Annotated in this window: 15 protein-coding genes and 1 pseudogene; 5 read left to right on the plus strand and 11 right to left on the minus strand. The window is 67.4% G+C overall.

The window, feature by feature from the left end:
- Window positions 1-32: 32 nt before the first annotated feature.
- The gene (locus R2733_25655) at window positions 33-614 is read left to right on the plus strand and encodes an HhH-GPD-type base excision DNA repair protein (GenBank protein MEZ5379907.1); all 582 of its coding nucleotides are present in this window, start codon (window positions 33-35) and stop codon (window positions 612-614) included.
- A 3-nt stretch (window positions 615-617) separates the two neighbouring features.
- On the opposite strand, the gene R2733_25660 is transcribed toward R2733_25655, so the two are convergent.
- The 4 genes from R2733_25660 to R2733_25675 form a co-directional block, all read right to left on the minus strand.
- Window positions 618-1,385 (minus strand): alpha/beta fold hydrolase, encoded by a 768-nt coding sequence (locus R2733_25660; protein MEZ5379908.1) that lies wholly within the window; start codon window positions 1,383-1,385, stop codon window positions 618-620.
- Window positions 1,378-1,581: a hypothetical protein gene (locus R2733_25665; GenBank protein MEZ5379909.1), complete on the minus strand. Its 204-nt coding sequence runs from the start codon at window positions 1,579-1,581 to the stop codon at window positions 1,378-1,380. The genes R2733_25660 and R2733_25665 overlap by 8 nt, the downstream gene beginning before the upstream one ends.
- A 386-nt stretch (window positions 1,582-1,967) precedes the next feature.
- Window positions 1,968-2,462 (minus strand): hypothetical protein, encoded by a 495-nt coding sequence (locus R2733_25670; protein ID MEZ5379910.1) that lies wholly within the window; start codon window positions 2,460-2,462, stop codon window positions 1,968-1,970.
- A 130-nt stretch (window positions 2,463-2,592) separates the two neighbouring features.
- The gene (locus tag R2733_25675; protein MEZ5379911.1) at window positions 2,593-3,696 is read right to left on the minus strand and encodes an acyl-CoA dehydrogenase family protein; all 1,104 of its coding nucleotides are present in this window, start codon (window positions 3,694-3,696) and stop codon (window positions 2,593-2,595) included.
- Window positions 3,697-3,788: 92 nt separating this feature from the next.
- Here R2733_25675 and R2733_25680 point away from each other — a divergent pair, with 92 nt between their 5' ends.
- Together R2733_25680 and R2733_25685 are read left to right on the plus strand one after the other, a co-directional pair.
- Window positions 3,789-4,070 carry a type II toxin-antitoxin system prevent-host-death family antitoxin gene (locus R2733_25680; GenBank protein ID MEZ5379912.1) on the plus strand — a complete coding sequence of 94 codons (282 nt, stop codon included), beginning with the start codon at window positions 3,789-3,791 and terminating at the stop codon, window positions 4,068-4,070.
- A complete protein-coding gene (locus R2733_25685) occupies window positions 4,067-4,510 on the plus strand; it encodes a PIN domain-containing protein (GenBank protein MEZ5379913.1) in 444 nt (147 codons plus the stop codon). The genes R2733_25680 and R2733_25685 overlap by 4 nt, the downstream gene beginning before the upstream one ends.
- 129 nt (window positions 4,511-4,639) lie before the next feature.
- On the opposite strand, the gene R2733_25690 is transcribed toward R2733_25685, so the two are convergent.
- Both R2733_25690 and R2733_25695 read right to left on the minus strand, forming a co-directional pair.
- Window positions 4,640-5,164: a J domain-containing protein gene (locus tag R2733_25690; GenBank protein ID MEZ5379914.1), complete on the minus strand. Its 525-nt coding sequence runs from the start codon at window positions 5,162-5,164 to the stop codon at window positions 4,640-4,642.
- 306 nt (window positions 5,165-5,470) lie between these two features.
- Entirely contained in the window at window positions 5,471-6,313 is an 843-nt protein-coding gene (locus R2733_25695; protein MEZ5379915.1) for an SDR family oxidoreductase, read from the minus strand.
- 160 nt (window positions 6,314-6,473) lie between these two features.
- Here R2733_25695 and R2733_25700 point away from each other — a divergent pair, with 160 nt between their 5' ends.
- The gene (locus tag R2733_25700) at window positions 6,474-7,877 is read left to right on the plus strand and encodes a DUF1343 domain-containing protein (GenBank protein ID MEZ5379916.1); all 1,404 of its coding nucleotides are present in this window, start codon (window positions 6,474-6,476) and stop codon (window positions 7,875-7,877) included.
- A gap of 36 nt (window positions 7,878-7,913) precedes the next feature.
- Here R2733_25700 and R2733_25705 read toward each other — a convergent pair whose 3' ends face one another.
- Window positions 7,914-8,861, minus strand: a complete 948-nt coding sequence (locus tag R2733_25705) for a hypothetical protein (GenBank protein MEZ5379917.1) — start codon at window positions 8,859-8,861, stop codon at window positions 7,914-7,916.
- A 25-nt stretch (window positions 8,862-8,886) separates the two neighbouring features.
- Between R2733_25705 and R2733_25710 the strand changes: the two genes are divergently transcribed.
- A complete protein-coding gene (locus R2733_25710; protein ID MEZ5379918.1) occupies window positions 8,887-10,023 on the plus strand; it encodes an FAD-binding oxidoreductase in 1,137 nt (378 codons plus the stop codon).
- 71 nt (window positions 10,024-10,094) lie between these two features.
- Here R2733_25710 and R2733_25715 read toward each other — a convergent pair whose 3' ends face one another.
- The 4 genes and pseudogenes from R2733_25715 to R2733_25730 form a co-directional block, all read right to left on the minus strand.
- Entirely contained in the window at window positions 10,095-11,030 is a 936-nt protein-coding gene (locus tag R2733_25715; GenBank protein MEZ5379919.1) for an acyl-CoA dehydrogenase family protein, read from the minus strand.
- Window positions 11,031-11,327: pseudogene (locus tag R2733_25720) on the minus strand (acyl-CoA dehydrogenase family protein).
- A 39-nt stretch (window positions 11,328-11,366) separates the two neighbouring features.
- Window positions 11,367-12,200 (minus strand): hypothetical protein, encoded by an 834-nt coding sequence (locus tag R2733_25725; GenBank protein MEZ5379920.1) that lies wholly within the window; start codon window positions 12,198-12,200, stop codon window positions 11,367-11,369.
- A gap of 44 nt (window positions 12,201-12,244) precedes the next feature.
- Window positions 12,245-13,039, minus strand: a complete 795-nt coding sequence (locus R2733_25730; protein MEZ5379921.1) for a sulfite exporter TauE/SafE family protein — start codon at window positions 13,037-13,039, stop codon at window positions 12,245-12,247.
- Window positions 13,040-13,159 lie beyond the last annotated feature (120 nt).

Raw genomic sequence — 13,159 nt, forward strand, 5'->3', positions numbered from 1 at the left:
GAAGATCCGGCGGCGTCGGGCACCGTGTCGAGATGCCCGTTCGCTTCACCGATCCGCCCGGCCCTGAAGACCTCGTCAATCGAGATCCGCTGGCGCTGCTGATCGCGATGCTCCTCGATCAACAGGTCCCGATCACGTGGGCGTTCGCCGGGCCTGCCCGTCTGGCCGAACGCCTGGACGGCGGACTGTCGGCCGAGGTCATCGCCGAGATGGATCCCGGCGACTTCGTCGCGCTGGCCGCGGCCAAGCCCGCCATGCATCGCTACCCCAAAGCGATGGCCATCCGCATCCAGGCACTGTGTCGCACGATCGTCGACGACTACGGCGGTGACGCCGGTCGGGTGTGGCACGACATCCCCGACGCACGCGAGGTGCGGGAACGGCTCGAGTCGTTGCCGGGCTTCGGCACCGAGAAGGCGCAGATCACCGTGGCGGTGCTGGCCAAACGATTCGATCTTGCGTTGGTCGATCTTCCGGCCGGCGCCGGCCCCTTCGCCGACGATCAGCCTCGGTCGGTCGCCGACATCGACGGGCCGGCCTCCCTTGCGCTGGTGAAGGAGTGGAAGAAGGCACAGCGGGCGGCCGGGCGATCCAAGGCCGACCCCACCGTCTGAGGTCTACTCGAGCGCGTTGCGAGTCCGCTCGAGCCAGCCGAGCAGGATCGCCAGCGCCCGTGGGTCGTGGCGGAGCTGGTGGCCGGCACCCTGGATGACCCGGAGCTCGGCCGCACCGTGGGCTTCGGCCACCATGCGGGCGTCGAGTTGGGGCACCAGTTCGTCCTCGGAGCCGTGCAGCACGGCGAGGTCTCGCGGCGAGTACTTCTCCGCTCCGAGGGTGGCCCGGATCTGGGCCAGCTGTTTCTTCCACGCCACGAAGTCGGGCGGATAGGCCGCCGTCTTGATGACGCCGATCTCGTGGGCATGGGCGAGGAGCCGCTCGGGGCGGCTGGCCCAGTCGTCGAAGTCCGCCGGCGAACCGCACACCGCCACCCCCGACACGTGCTCGTCGGTCGATGCTGCGACCAGACCGACGGCACCCCCAGTCCCGAATCCGCAGACGAAGACCGGGCGAGTCGGAGCGAGTCCGCGCAGATGATCGAGCCCGGCGTGGACGTCGTCGACCCAACCGGCGAGGCTGAAGTCACCGGTCGACGAGCCACAACCCCGAAACCTGAGTGACAACGCCGTCCACCCCATCTCGGTGGCGATGCGGTCGGCCAGCTCCGGCAGGTCGTTGGCGAGATCGGAAGCCGCTACCGCCCCCGACGGAAAGCCGTGGAGCAGCAGGACCGACGCCAGTCCGCCACCGCCGCCGACACCGGGACGGGCCAGATGTGCTTCGAGTACCGCCCCTTCGGTGGAAGGGATCGAGATCTGCTCAGTCAGCGCCGGTGCCTCGGTACGGCGTGAAACCGCGGTTGCGAGCTTCGGCGAGCGTGTCCGGGCCGAAGCACAGGTAGGTGCCGGCCGCCATCAGCTCGTCGATGAGCGTGGTATCGGTCATGGCATCGATGTCGTAGACGACCAGGTTGCGCTTGTCGCCGACCCACTGGTGATGCTCGAACTTGATTGGGCGTTCCATCGGCTCGCACTCTAGCCGGTCGTGTTGCGGCGAGCGGCCCTCGACGTGGAGCCTGCACCGCCGGAAAAACTGCGAGCGTCGGAGCCAGCGGGCGCTGACTCCGACGCTCATCTATCCCGGTGACGTCGACCGAATCGGTCGACTTCGTCGTTGGAATTCACTGGAACCACATGACCACTTCACGACGAGTGGGACCGGCTCGCCAGATCATGTGCCGGTGACCGAGTTGGATTGACCAACCCCCAGTGGACGAGCTAGCGCTCGGCCACCTCCAAGGTCCCCTTGCTTTGTTCAGACAGTTGGACCACCTCCTTCCTCTTGGTCCGGTCAGTGTGACACACCGGACCGCACTCGGAAAAGGCATTAACGCGCCATGACGACGAGTCCTACGGGTGGCTCGTCGTTTCGTCGTCGTCGGCCGCCGAGGGCAGCATCGGGAGTTCGGCGAGGTCGGCCTGGACTTTGACCGGGTCTTCGATGTGGATGGCCCCCATGACCTGCAGATAATCGCTGTGGGCCTGGATGATGGCGGCGACCTGCTCTGGGGTGACGGCGAGGTGGTTGACGTCGGCTCGCTCCAGCACGTAGCCGATGGCGTCGAACTGCTCGAACACGATCGGCCCTTCGGCAACACCCTCGGGCGAGAAGTCATACGCCTGGATCCACTCGAGGTGCATGCGGAGCACTCGGCGCAGGTCGTCGTAGGAGATCTCGGCCGTGATGTGGTCCGGAAGGGCCTGAGCGCAGAACTCGATGGCCTCATGGGCGTCGACCACGATCTGGTCAGGCATGGTCTCGGTCTTGCCGACCGCCCAGCCGGTGAACGCGAACCCGAGGGCGACGATCAACACGGCGGCGACGATGAGAAGTGCGATGGCCACGCCCCAACGCTAATTGCTCGGGATGCCAACGCGTGGATCGACCGAGTCGGCTCCAAAACAAGGCGTTCCCCGCCCACCGAAGTGAGCGGGGAACGAAGCAGAAACTCGGATCGGCGAAGCCGAACCGGGATCAGAGCCCGATGCGCTGGGCCAGCTGCTCCCGGTGATAGGCCGGATCACCGAACATGAGCTCGGAGCTCTTGGCCCGCTTGAAGTAGAGGTGCGCCGGGTGCTCCCAGGTGAAGCCGATGCCACCGTGGATCTGGATGTTCTCGGCCGCAGCGTGGAAGTACGCCTCCGAGCAGTAGGCCTTGGCCAGCGAGGCAACCGACGGCAGTTCGTCGTTGCGCTCGGCGGCGCACCACAGGCCGTAGTAGGCAGCCGACTTCGCCGACTCGACCTCGAGGAGCATGTCGGCGCACTTGTGCTTGATGGCCTGGAACGAGCCGATCGGGCGACCGAACTGGACGCGGTCCTTGGCGTACTGCACGGCCATCTCGAGCACGAACTGGGCACCACCGACCTGCTCGGCGGCAAGCGCGATGGCCGCGAGGTCGAGGGTCTTGACCAGGGTGTCCCAGCCGCCACCATCGGTGCCGATGAGCTTGCCCTGGGCACCGTTGAGCTCGATCTTGGCCTGCTTGCGGGTCTGGTCCATGGTGGACAGCGCCGTGGCGGTCACGCCGGGATCGGACGAATCGACGGCGTAGAGGCTGATGCCGGCGTCGGACTTGGCGGCAACGACCAGCAGCGAGGCGGTGGCGCCGTCGATCACGAAGCTCTTGGTACCGGTGATCTTGCCGGAGGCGTCGGCCGTGGCGGTGACGGCGGAGTCGTCCCACTTGCCGTTCTCTTCGGTGTAGGCCAGCGTGGCGATGGTCTCACCGGAAGCGATGCCAGGCAGGTATTCGGCCTTGGCGGCATCGTCACCCGACTCGAGGATGGCGAGGCTGGCGAGCACGCCGGAGAAGAACGGGGCGCACAGCAGGGCACGGCCCATTTCCTCGAGCACCACGCCGAGTTCGACGAAGGTGTAGCCCTGGCCGCCGAACTCCTCGGGGATGATCAGGCTGGGTAGACCCATCTGCTCGGCCATCTGGCTCCAGACCTTGGGGTCGTAGCCCGAGTCGGTCTCCATCATTTCGCGCACGGCAGCTTCAGAGGACTTCTCCTCCATGAACTGACGGACGAACTGGCGGAGCTGTTCTTGTTCTTCTGTGAAAGCGAAATTCATGCGGGGTACTGAAGCACACGGTTCGTACCGTTTCCAAATGGGATTGTGTACACACGTGCTACACGTCGGCGAGTCGGAGTAGGGTGAGCGGCATGATCGAACGAGTCGGGGTCCGAGAGCTCCGCAATCAGGTGGCCGCGCTCGTGCGTCGAGCCGGTGATGGTGAGCGGCTGATCGTCACGGTCGACGGTCGCCCGCTGGCCCAGCTCGGCCCCATCGAACCACCGGCCGGACAGGCCACGCTCTGGGACCTCGCCGGGGCCGGACTGATCGAGCCGCCCCGGCGCCATGACCGCCCCGCCGCTCCCCCGCCCATGCCCGTGCCCGCCGATGTCCGGGCCGATCGCCTGCTCGACCAGGTGCGAGGGCGATGACCGACACCCAAACGATCGATGCTGCGCCAAGCGTGCTCGTCCTCGACACATCTGCCCTGCTCCGTCGCTACATCGCCGACGCCCATCGCCCACTCGTCGTCGATGCCATGAACGAGGCCGAAGCGTGGGCGGCCTCGGCCGTCGCCCGGACCGAGCTCCAGCTCGGACTGTTCGCGGCCGCGGTGAGCCCTCGATCCCGAGACGAGCTGTGGGCTGCGGTGCGCAACGATTGGGAAGCCATGTGGGAGATCCCACTCGACCGTCGCTGCCTGGCCCGGGCCACCGAGATCGGCGCCCGCTACGGACTCTCGCTCGTCGATGCCCTCCACCTGGCCGCCGCCGACCGCCTCCCACGCCCGGTGCGCTACTGCACATTCGAGCGCCAGCAGATCCCGGCCGCCGCCGAGCTCGGCTTCGAGGTCATCAGCCCCTACGGCTGAGCACACTCCGCCGTCGCCTGCGACCCCATCACCCGTCGGGACAGTGAAATGGGACGAAATCGACCATTCATGGTCGGTTTCGTCCTCTTTGGTCCGACCCCGAGTGGTTCGGGCCCGACTACCGTCGACTCAGGCGTTGGCCAGTTCGTCGGCCAGGAGGGACGCAAACAGCTGCTCGTCGTCGCCGACGGCGGGCCGTGCGCCGCGAACCATGCTCGCACGAAGCGTTCCGGTCGCCGTCGTCGCCACGTCGGTGATGTCGATCGCCGTCACCGGCCGTGTCGAGGTGAACCAGGCACCCGAGCGGCGAGGCCGAGCGACATCGGCGAGCGAGCGGTCGGAAGTCGGCACATCGGTGACCGGGACATTGGCAACCGGGACGCTCGTGGCCGGGACATTGGCGACGGGGACGCCGGCGACCGAGAAGTTGGTCGGCGGATGGGCGTCGATCAAGGCCTCGGGTGCTGCCGCCAGGGCGATCTCGTAGGCGGAGCGCAGCTCGACGAACGCATCGGCCGAGTCCGCCGATGACGACGAGACCCCGAACGCGTCAGGATGAGCCCCTTTCACCAGGGCTCGAAAAGTGGTCTTGATCTGCTGCTTGGTCGCGCCCGGCTCGAGGCCGAGCACGGCAAGGGCCGTGCTTCCATCCATGGAATGCCGTCCTCCGTGACGGATCTGCACCCCGACATCCTGCGGGGCGTACTGCTGCACCCTGCAACGTGCGGGGCGTACTGCTGCTGAAGCGAGATCCTTCTCACCTCACTCGCAGTATCGACCCGTCACCCTCCGTCGTGAGACACGCGTCAAAGAGATCACGAACTGTCGGGCGTTCGAGCTCAGACTGGTGAACCGTCGACACTGGAGCCCGGTTCCGGGCTTCAGTGTCGACAGTTGGGCAAAGTGGGCTTCAGCGTCGACGGTTGGCTGCGGTGGTGGCCTGGTTGCGGAGCGGGGGACTCAGACCTTGGGGGCGATGGCGTCGCCGGGGAGGGGGCCGTCGGGGTAGAGCGAGGCCTGGAAGCGGCGCATGCCGGCGAGCCAACGGTCGATGTCGGTCGCCTTGCGCTCGACATAGGTGGCGACGCCGGGATGGGGCAGCACCCAGAACGTCTCGTCGCGCATCGCCTCGATGCACTTCTGCGCCACCTCCTCCGAGGTGACCACACCATCGGCAGCGGCCACGCCGGTCTCGAGGCCGTCGTCGCCCATCGCCGCGTTGCCACGATCGGGGCTGTTGATCACGATGTTGGTGGCCACCGCCTGTGGGCACAGCACCGACACTCGGATGCCCTGGTGGTGATGGGTGATCGACAGCCACTCGGCCAACGCCACCGCCGCGTGCTTGGTGATCGAATACGAGAGCGATCCGATCTGGGTGAGCAGGCCGGCAGCCGACGCCGTGTTGAGCAGGTACCCCTCACCTCGGGCGATCATCGATGGCAGCACGGCCCGAGCGGCGTAGATGTGGGCCATGACGTGCACGTCCATCATCTTCTGAATGCGCTCGTTGGTGTCTTCGACGCCACCCGAGGTCACGAACCCGGCGTTCGAGACGAACACGTCGATCGGGCCCTGGGCCGACTCGACGGCCTCGACCATGGCGACGATCGCCGCCTCGTCGGACACATCGATGGCGAAGGCCGTGCCGCCTACCTCGGCGGCCACTCGCGCGGCCTGTTCCTGGCTCAGGTCGGCGACCACGACATGTCGGGCCCCCTCGGCCTTGGCGGCGCGAGCCAGGGCCTCCCCGATACCCGATCCTCCACCAGTGATGACGACGACTCGATCCTTGAGCTCCATGACGCCGCACGGTAGAGAACAACCTCGGTCGACACCAACACCGTCGCGCTCTGCCGGTCGCCGACCCTTGGCTGTCGTCCCGCCCACCCTCGACCGCCCGTGCCCTCGGATCGTTCCTACCCTCGACCATGCGTGCTCATCGCTGTGCTTCACTCGGCCGATGACCGCTCGCTGCGCCATCGCGTTCGTCCTGGCGCTCGTCATGTCGCTGGCTCCTGCCTGCAGCTCATCATCGACAGTCGAGGAGCCGGCCGCGCCGACGGGGTCGTTCTCGGCGGCGACCTCCGACGAGTCCGACTCCTCCTCCGCCGCGACGCCGGCCACAACGACGACCTCGTCGATGGCGCCGACCTCGACGACCGACGAGCCCGCACCGACGAGCGTCGACTTCCGCACCGGCGCCGAGGTGCTGGCCGACCGTCGGTTCGACATTCTTCGTGGACAGCGGGTCGGGCTCATCGTGAATCAGACCTCGCTCGTCGACGGCCGGCGCCTGATCGATGTCGTCGCCGAGCAGGACGACATCGAACTCGTGCGCCTCTTTGCTCCCGAACACGGGATCGACGGCTCGCTCGCCGCCGGCGTGTCGCTAGCGGATTCGATCGACGATACGACGGGCGTCCCGATCGCCAGCCTCTATGGCGACACGAGGCAACCGACCATCGAGATGTTCGCCGATCTCGACGTGGTCGTCTTCGACCTCCAAGATGTCGGCTCACGGTCGTACACCTACATCTCGACCATGGGCCTGGCCATGCAGACGGCGGCGGCAACGCAAACCGCGTTCGTCGTCCTCGACCGACCGAACCCGGCAGGCGGTGAGCGAATCGGCGGGGCGATTCTCGACCCGTCGCTCTCGTCGTTCATCGGCATGTACCCGCTGCCCAACGTTCATGGACTCACGGTCGGCGAGATCGCAACGCTGATCGTCGAGCAGGCGTGGCTGGATGGCCTGGACGGTCTCGACCTGACAGTGGTGCCGATGCAAGGCTGGACTCGCGATCAGATGTGGAGCGATCTGGAACGGGACTGGGTTGCCCCGAGTCCGCGGCTGCCCACCGCCGACAGCGCCCTCCTCTACGGCGGGACCGTGTTGCTCGCCGGCACCTCGATCTCGGACGGGTCGGGGACGCCCACCCCGTTCGAACTGGTCGGCGCTCCGTTCATCGAGTCGGGCGACGAGCTCGCCGCCTTGCTCGATGCCCGCTCCCTTCCTGGCATCCGATTCGAGGCGGTCACCTTCACCCCCGAGGCGATCCCGGGGGTGTCGCCCAAGCCGCTCCACCAGGGCGTGGAGCTGGACGGCGTACGACTCGTCGTCACCGACGTGCATGCCGTCGACCCGGTCCGGGTGGCGATCGAGGTCCTCGTCGCCATGCAGGCACTGGCGAGCCCCGGCTCATCGATCATCATCGACCCGGCATCGTTCGACCTCGTGGCCGGCACGACCGATCTCCGACAGTGGATCGAGCGCGGCGACACGGCCGACGACATTCTTACTCGACTCCAGCCGGCGCTCGACGACTTCGAGCGGCTCCGATCGTCCGCTCTGCTCTACGACTGAGCAAGCGGGAACGCGAACGTCAGCGCCCGTACTACGTCAGCCGCACTCTTCGAAGTTGTTCGGCGGTGACGGGATGCCTTCGGTCTCGACCTGGGTGCGGAACTGGACCAATTCCGGGAACTGTTCGAAGAAGTCGAGCTTGGGTTGCACGCTCGGCGCGACGTCGAGGTCGAATACGAAAGCACTGAAGCTCTCGGCGAAGTCCTCCTCCGGGTGGCTGGCGGCGTACGGCCCGAGATAGGTGGGATTCAGCGAGCACCGATCGTCGGCGCCGTCTTCGTCGGCCATCGTCGGATCGGGGATCGATGACAGCTCCTCGCCGGTCCAGAACGAGTCGATCCAGCGCATCACATAGGAGTCGGCCAGCAAGCAGCCGTTGCCGTTGAAGAAGGTGTCGCATGCATCCTCGGCGACATCGACATCGAGTTGGTCCGGTGTCTGGGCGAACACATGCGCCACCTCGTGGGCCAGCGTGAGTCGCAGTTCCTCGGGGTCGTTCTCGGCCAGCGGCAGATTGATGGCTACCACGAACTCTTCGTTCGACGCCCCGATCATCGAGGCGAACGCAAGGGTGTCACCATCAGCCTGATCGAAGCCGGCAACGAGGTCGATATCGGCCAGTTCCTCGGCGGGTGTGATCGCGACCAGCTCGTCCCATGCCCGTTCGAGTCGGGGATCGTCCGAACCAAAGCACAGCCCCACGATCTCGCCGTCATCGACCGCCAGTGCCGAAACGAGCGCACCGTCCTGCTCACCGATGGTTTCGCGGTCGCAACCCAACGCATCGACCTTTTCGAGGTCGGCCGATGCACTATCGCTCGATCCGGTGTCGGTCACCCCGCTGTCGAATTCGTCAGTACCGAGCTCGTCGTCGGCCGAACCGGTACACGCCGAAGCAACGACGGCCAGACCGACCACCATCGACATGAGGCGAACAACGAGGTGAGCGCCGTGTGACCGGCCACGTACCAGCGACAACTGCATGGTCGAGGAGGCTACGGTCTCGGTGATGGAGAACGTCGACATCGTGGTCATCGGGGGCGGCATCGCCGGCGTGAGCGCCGCCTACGCCCTGGCTCGAGCCAACATCGGATCGGTTCGCCTGGTCGAGACCGAACCAACGCTCGCCTTTCACACCACCGGGCGCTCGGCCGCCCAGCTCATCGAGAACTATGGGGCTGCGCCGATCCGCCAGCTCACGATCGCCAGCCTCGGGTTCTTCCACGACACGCCCGACGGCCTCGTCGATACACCGCTGCTGACCACGCGGGGCATCCTCACCGTCGGCGCACCGGGCACCTCGGACCGCATCCAATCCGAACTCGAGGCCGGCCAGGCCATGAACCCAACGATCGTCGAGGTCACGCCCGACGTCGCCATCAATCTGGTGCCCGTCCTCCGACGGAGCGAGATCGAGCGAGTCATCTGGGAGCCGCAGTCGGCCGACATCGATGTGGCCGGGCTGCACCAATCCTTCGTGCGAGGCATGCGAGCCGCCGGCGCCACAGTCGCCACCGCCACCAAGGTCGACTGTGCCTCGCCCGACGGCGGGCACTGGCGGGTGGAGACCACCGACGGCGCGTTTGCCGCCGGGCACGTCGTCAACGCCGCCGGCGCCTGGGGCGACCTCGTCGCCGCATCGTGCGGGGTCGAGCCCGTGGGCCTCGAACCCAAGCGACGCACCGCCTTCATGATCAAGAGCGGCTACCGGGACTCGGCGCACTGGCCACTGTTCGGCGATGCCAACAACTCGTGGTACGTGAAGCCCGACGGCCCGCAGTTCATGTGCTCACCGTCCGACGAGGTGCCCTCAGAACCCGTCGACGCCAAGCCCGACGAGCTCGACATCGCCATGGCGATCGACCGGATCAACCAGTACACCACGCTCGAGATCCGCTCGATCGCCTCGTCGTGGGCGGGGCTGCGCACCTTCTCACCCGACCGCTCGATGGTCATGGGCCCCGACCCCGACCACCCCACCTTCCACTGGTGTGTCGGGCAGGGCGGCACCGGCATCCAGAGCTCGCCGGCTGCCGGTCAGCTCATCGCCGACCTCCTCGCCACCGGCGCACCGGGCCCGCTCTTCGACTCGCTGACCAAGCCCCTCGATCTCGCCGGCCTCACTCCCGCCCGCCTCCGCCCGTAACCCCCGCAACTTTGGAGAGTTGATGCCGCTGAGAGGTGTCAACTCTCCAAAGTTGCGCCCGAGGGGGTGGGTCAGCGGTTGACCTTGACCTCGCGGAAGGGGATGTCGGCGTCGACCGACGGCTCCTTCGGCAAACCGAGGGTGCGCTCACCGACGATGTTGTGCTGGATCTCGTCGGTACCGCCGGCAATCGAGGCCGCCGGGGTCGATACCAGGATCTCGGACACCACCGGGTCGTCGGCGTCGGCGGCCGCCAGCATCCCCTGGGCGCCGGCGATGGCGGCGTGGGTGGCATTCGAGCGACGGGCGATCTCGGACCCCAGGAGTTTGGCGATCGACCCTTCAGGTCCGGGTCGATGCCCGGCGGCACGAGCAGCCGCCGCTCGGGCGACGGTCCACGACGCCACCCGGTCGAGCGAGGTGAGCCCGGCGACGCGCTGGCGGATGATCGGGTCGTCGGCCACGCCATTGGCTTGCGCGCTCGGTAGCGCCTTGTCGACGCGCCCGGCTCGCTGGGGGTACCAGATGTAGGTGCGGTTGTAGGCCTCGTGCTCGGCGGCCGCTTCCTGCCTCGTTCGACCGACTCGGCTGCTGCCGATCGTGGCTCGAGCGCCCAGGCCTCGTTCGTACGAGAGCGTCGTGAGCGCGCCCCGCCAGCCGTCACCGACCTCGCCGACCACACTGGCGTGATCAACCCGAGCGTCGGTCAGGAAGACCTCGTTGAACGAGGTGTGCCGGTTCATCTGATGGACACCTCGGACCTCGACGCCGTCCTGGCGCATCGGAAAGGCGAAGTACGTGATGCCTCGGTGCTTGGGCTGATCCCAATCGGTACGGGCGAGCAGCATCCCGTAGTCGGCGGTGTGCGCCCCCGTGGTCCACAGCTTCTGGCCGTTGACCACCCACTCGTCGCCATCGCGCTCGGCCCGAGTGGTGAGACCGGCGAGATCGGAGCCGTTGCCCGGCTCGCTGAAGAGCTGACACCAGGTGATGCGGCCGGTCACCATGTCGCGGAGTAACCGACCCAGCAGGTCCTCCGACGCCAGCGCCAGCAGCGTCGGAGCTGCCAACGTCATTGCCGAACCACCGGCGGTGCCGACGATGTCTCGCTCCCGCATCCGTGCTCGCACCGCCGAGCCGGTGGTTTCGTCGAGCCCGCGGCCGAACCACTGGGTGGGCCAGGTGGGACAACCCCAACCGCTGTCGGCGAGGAGGTCACGCCATTCCATGAGGGGGCGGTCGTCGTCCCAGTGTCCGTCGATCCAGTCGTCGAGTTCGGCGACCGTTGCCTCGATCGTCATGGCGAGACTGGTCCGAGCGAGAACGTCCTCATCCGGCCGACGCTATGGCACGACCACCGCACCGTCCAGATCGACCGAAACCGCCTCGACCGCGCCCGACCCGGACAATGCGTCGGTGACCGCCTCGACCCGAGCCTCGTCGCACAACACGCCGACCGATGGCCCCGACCCCGAGAGCCAGGTGGCGAGGGCACCGGCGGACTGTGCCGTCGCGATGGCGTTGGCCGAACCGGGCAGGCCGGCGAGACGCTGCGCCTGATGCAGTCGATCATCGACTGCCCGAGCGAAGAGCGCGGCGTCGCGCTCGTAGAGGGCGGCCACCAGCAGTGCAGTCTGGCCGATGTTGAACACGGCGTCGGCCCGGGCGACCTCGCTCGGCAGACCCGAGCGGCTGGCATCGGTCGAGGACTCGGTGTCGGGCACCCACAGCAGCAGACGGCCGGGGAACGAGCCGTCGATGCGATGATGCGTGTCGTCGCCCACGATGTGAATGCCGCCGAAGACGGACGGGGCGGCGTTGTCACCGTGGCCCTCGAGCTCGCTCACTACCTCATAGGCCCGGCGACGGGCCTCGTCGATCGGCCGTCGGGCTTGCACCCCGGCGAGCACTGCGGCAGCCGCACGCGCCGCGCCGGAGAACCCCATGCCTCGCCCCGGTCGCAGGTCGAAGGCGAACCACACCGGTCCGCTGCCTCCGGCGGCCCGATGCGCAATCGTCACGAGGTGGTCATCACCGCACGCCGAGTCGGTCTGATTGGCGAGTCCGGTCAGCGGTCCGGCGTCGCTCACCCACGCATGACGGTCGATTGCCGCGCCGAGCACATCGAAGCCGGGTCCGAGGTTGGCCGAGGAACCGGGAGCGCGAACGGTGGTCATTCGTGCAGGTTAGACACCATCGAGGCGGCGGGCTCGCACGCCGGTCAGACGAGCAGGAGGAGCGCGCCCACGACGAGTGATGCCAGCACCAACCCGTCGAACACCGCAGCCGACACCCGGGTCACGAACCACTTGCCGATCACGATGCCGGGTGGGATCAGGAAGGCCACCGGCCACAGTTGCCGAATCAGCTCGACATCGAAGAGCCCGGCGGCAAGGTAGCCGGGCACCTTGGTCCAGTTGATCACCGTGAACACCATGGCCGACGTGGCCACGAACTCACGGGGTTCGAGCCGTCGACCGAGCAGGTAGACCTGGATCGGAGGGCCGCCGACGTGAGCGATCGTCGAGGTGATCCCCGCAGTGACACCGGCCGCGACACCGTGCACCGGCCGGATCTCGAGCGGCACTGTCCGGATACGTGGCTCCAGTAACCGGTAGGCCGCGAACGCGAGCGAGATGGCGACGATGAACAACTCGAGCAATCGCTCCGACATGGATCGCAGGAACAGACTCGCGACCGCCACACCGACGAGGCCACCCGGGAGCAGGGCGACCACCGACGGTCGGTGCCACTTGCCCCAGTGCGCCCAGAGGGCGCTGACATCGCCCAACATCAGCAGCGGAAGCAGCAATCCGACGGCGATCTTCGTTGGCAAGGCGGTGGCGACCAGCAACGTCACGACGGGTCCGAGGCCGCCGACGCCGCCCTTCATCAGCCCGATCAACAGGGCGGCCGCAGCCACGGCGACCACGACCCCGACCGTGACCTCGGGCGACGCCCCCGTCGCCGCATCGGTGCTGGCCAGGAGCCACGGTGGGAGCAGAACGGTGGCCATCGCGGTGCCACGGTACTGGGCGGGACCAACCGACGGATACAAGCACGCGGCAAGACCTGAGGCTCGGGCCGCGGGTTGTCCCGCATCTGTCCTTCGCTCTGACAGCTGTGACCGTCGACA

This window comes from Acidimicrobiales bacterium, assembly GCA_041394265.1.
Lineage (GTDB): Bacteria > Actinomycetota > Acidimicrobiia > Acidimicrobiales > SZUA-35 > JBBQUN01.

Excerpts from the sequence above, each read along its gene's own strand:
- R2733_25715 (MEZ5379919.1), bottom strand. The coding sequence starts at position 11,030 with ATGGTGACCGGCCGCATCACCTGGTGTCAGCTCTTCAGCGAGCCGGGC.
- R2733_25680 (MEZ5379912.1), top strand. The coding sequence starts at position 3,789 with ATGATCGAACGAGTCGGGGTCCGAGAGCTCCGCAATCAGGTGGCCGCG.
- R2733_25685 (MEZ5379913.1), top strand. The coding sequence starts at position 4,067 with ATGACCGACACCCAAACGATCGATGCTGCGCCAAGCGTGCTCGTCCTC.
- R2733_25695 (MEZ5379915.1), bottom strand. The coding sequence starts at position 6,313 with ATGGAGCTCAAGGATCGAGTCGTCGTCATCACTGGTGGAGGATCGGGT.
- R2733_25655 (MEZ5379907.1), top strand. The coding sequence starts at position 33 with ATGCCCGTTCGCTTCACCGATCCGCCCGGCCCTGAAGACCTCGTCAAT.
- R2733_25665 (MEZ5379909.1), bottom strand. The coding sequence starts at position 1,581 with ATGGAACGCCCAATCAAGTTCGAGCATCACCAGTGGGTCGGCGACAAG.
- R2733_25675 (MEZ5379911.1), bottom strand. The coding sequence starts at position 3,696 with ATGAATTTCGCTTTCACAGAAGAACAAGAACAGCTCCGCCAGTTCGTC.
- R2733_25730 (MEZ5379921.1), bottom strand. The coding sequence starts at position 13,039 with ATGGCCACCGTTCTGCTCCCACCGTGGCTCCTGGCCAGCACCGATGCG.
- R2733_25705 (MEZ5379917.1), bottom strand. The coding sequence starts at position 8,861 with ATGCAGTTGTCGCTGGTACGTGGCCGGTCACACGGCGCTCACCTCGTT.
- R2733_25710 (MEZ5379918.1), top strand. The coding sequence starts at position 8,887 with ATGGAGAACGTCGACATCGTGGTCATCGGGGGCGGCATCGCCGGCGTG.
- R2733_25690 (MEZ5379914.1), bottom strand. The coding sequence starts at position 5,164 with ATGGATGGAAGCACGGCCCTTGCCGTGCTCGGCCTCGAGCCGGGCGCG.
- R2733_25700 (MEZ5379916.1), top strand. The coding sequence starts at position 6,474 with ATGACCGCTCGCTGCGCCATCGCGTTCGTCCTGGCGCTCGTCATGTCG.
- R2733_25725 (MEZ5379920.1), bottom strand. The coding sequence starts at position 12,200 with ATGACCACCGTTCGCGCTCCCGGTTCCTCGGCCAACCTCGGACCCGGC.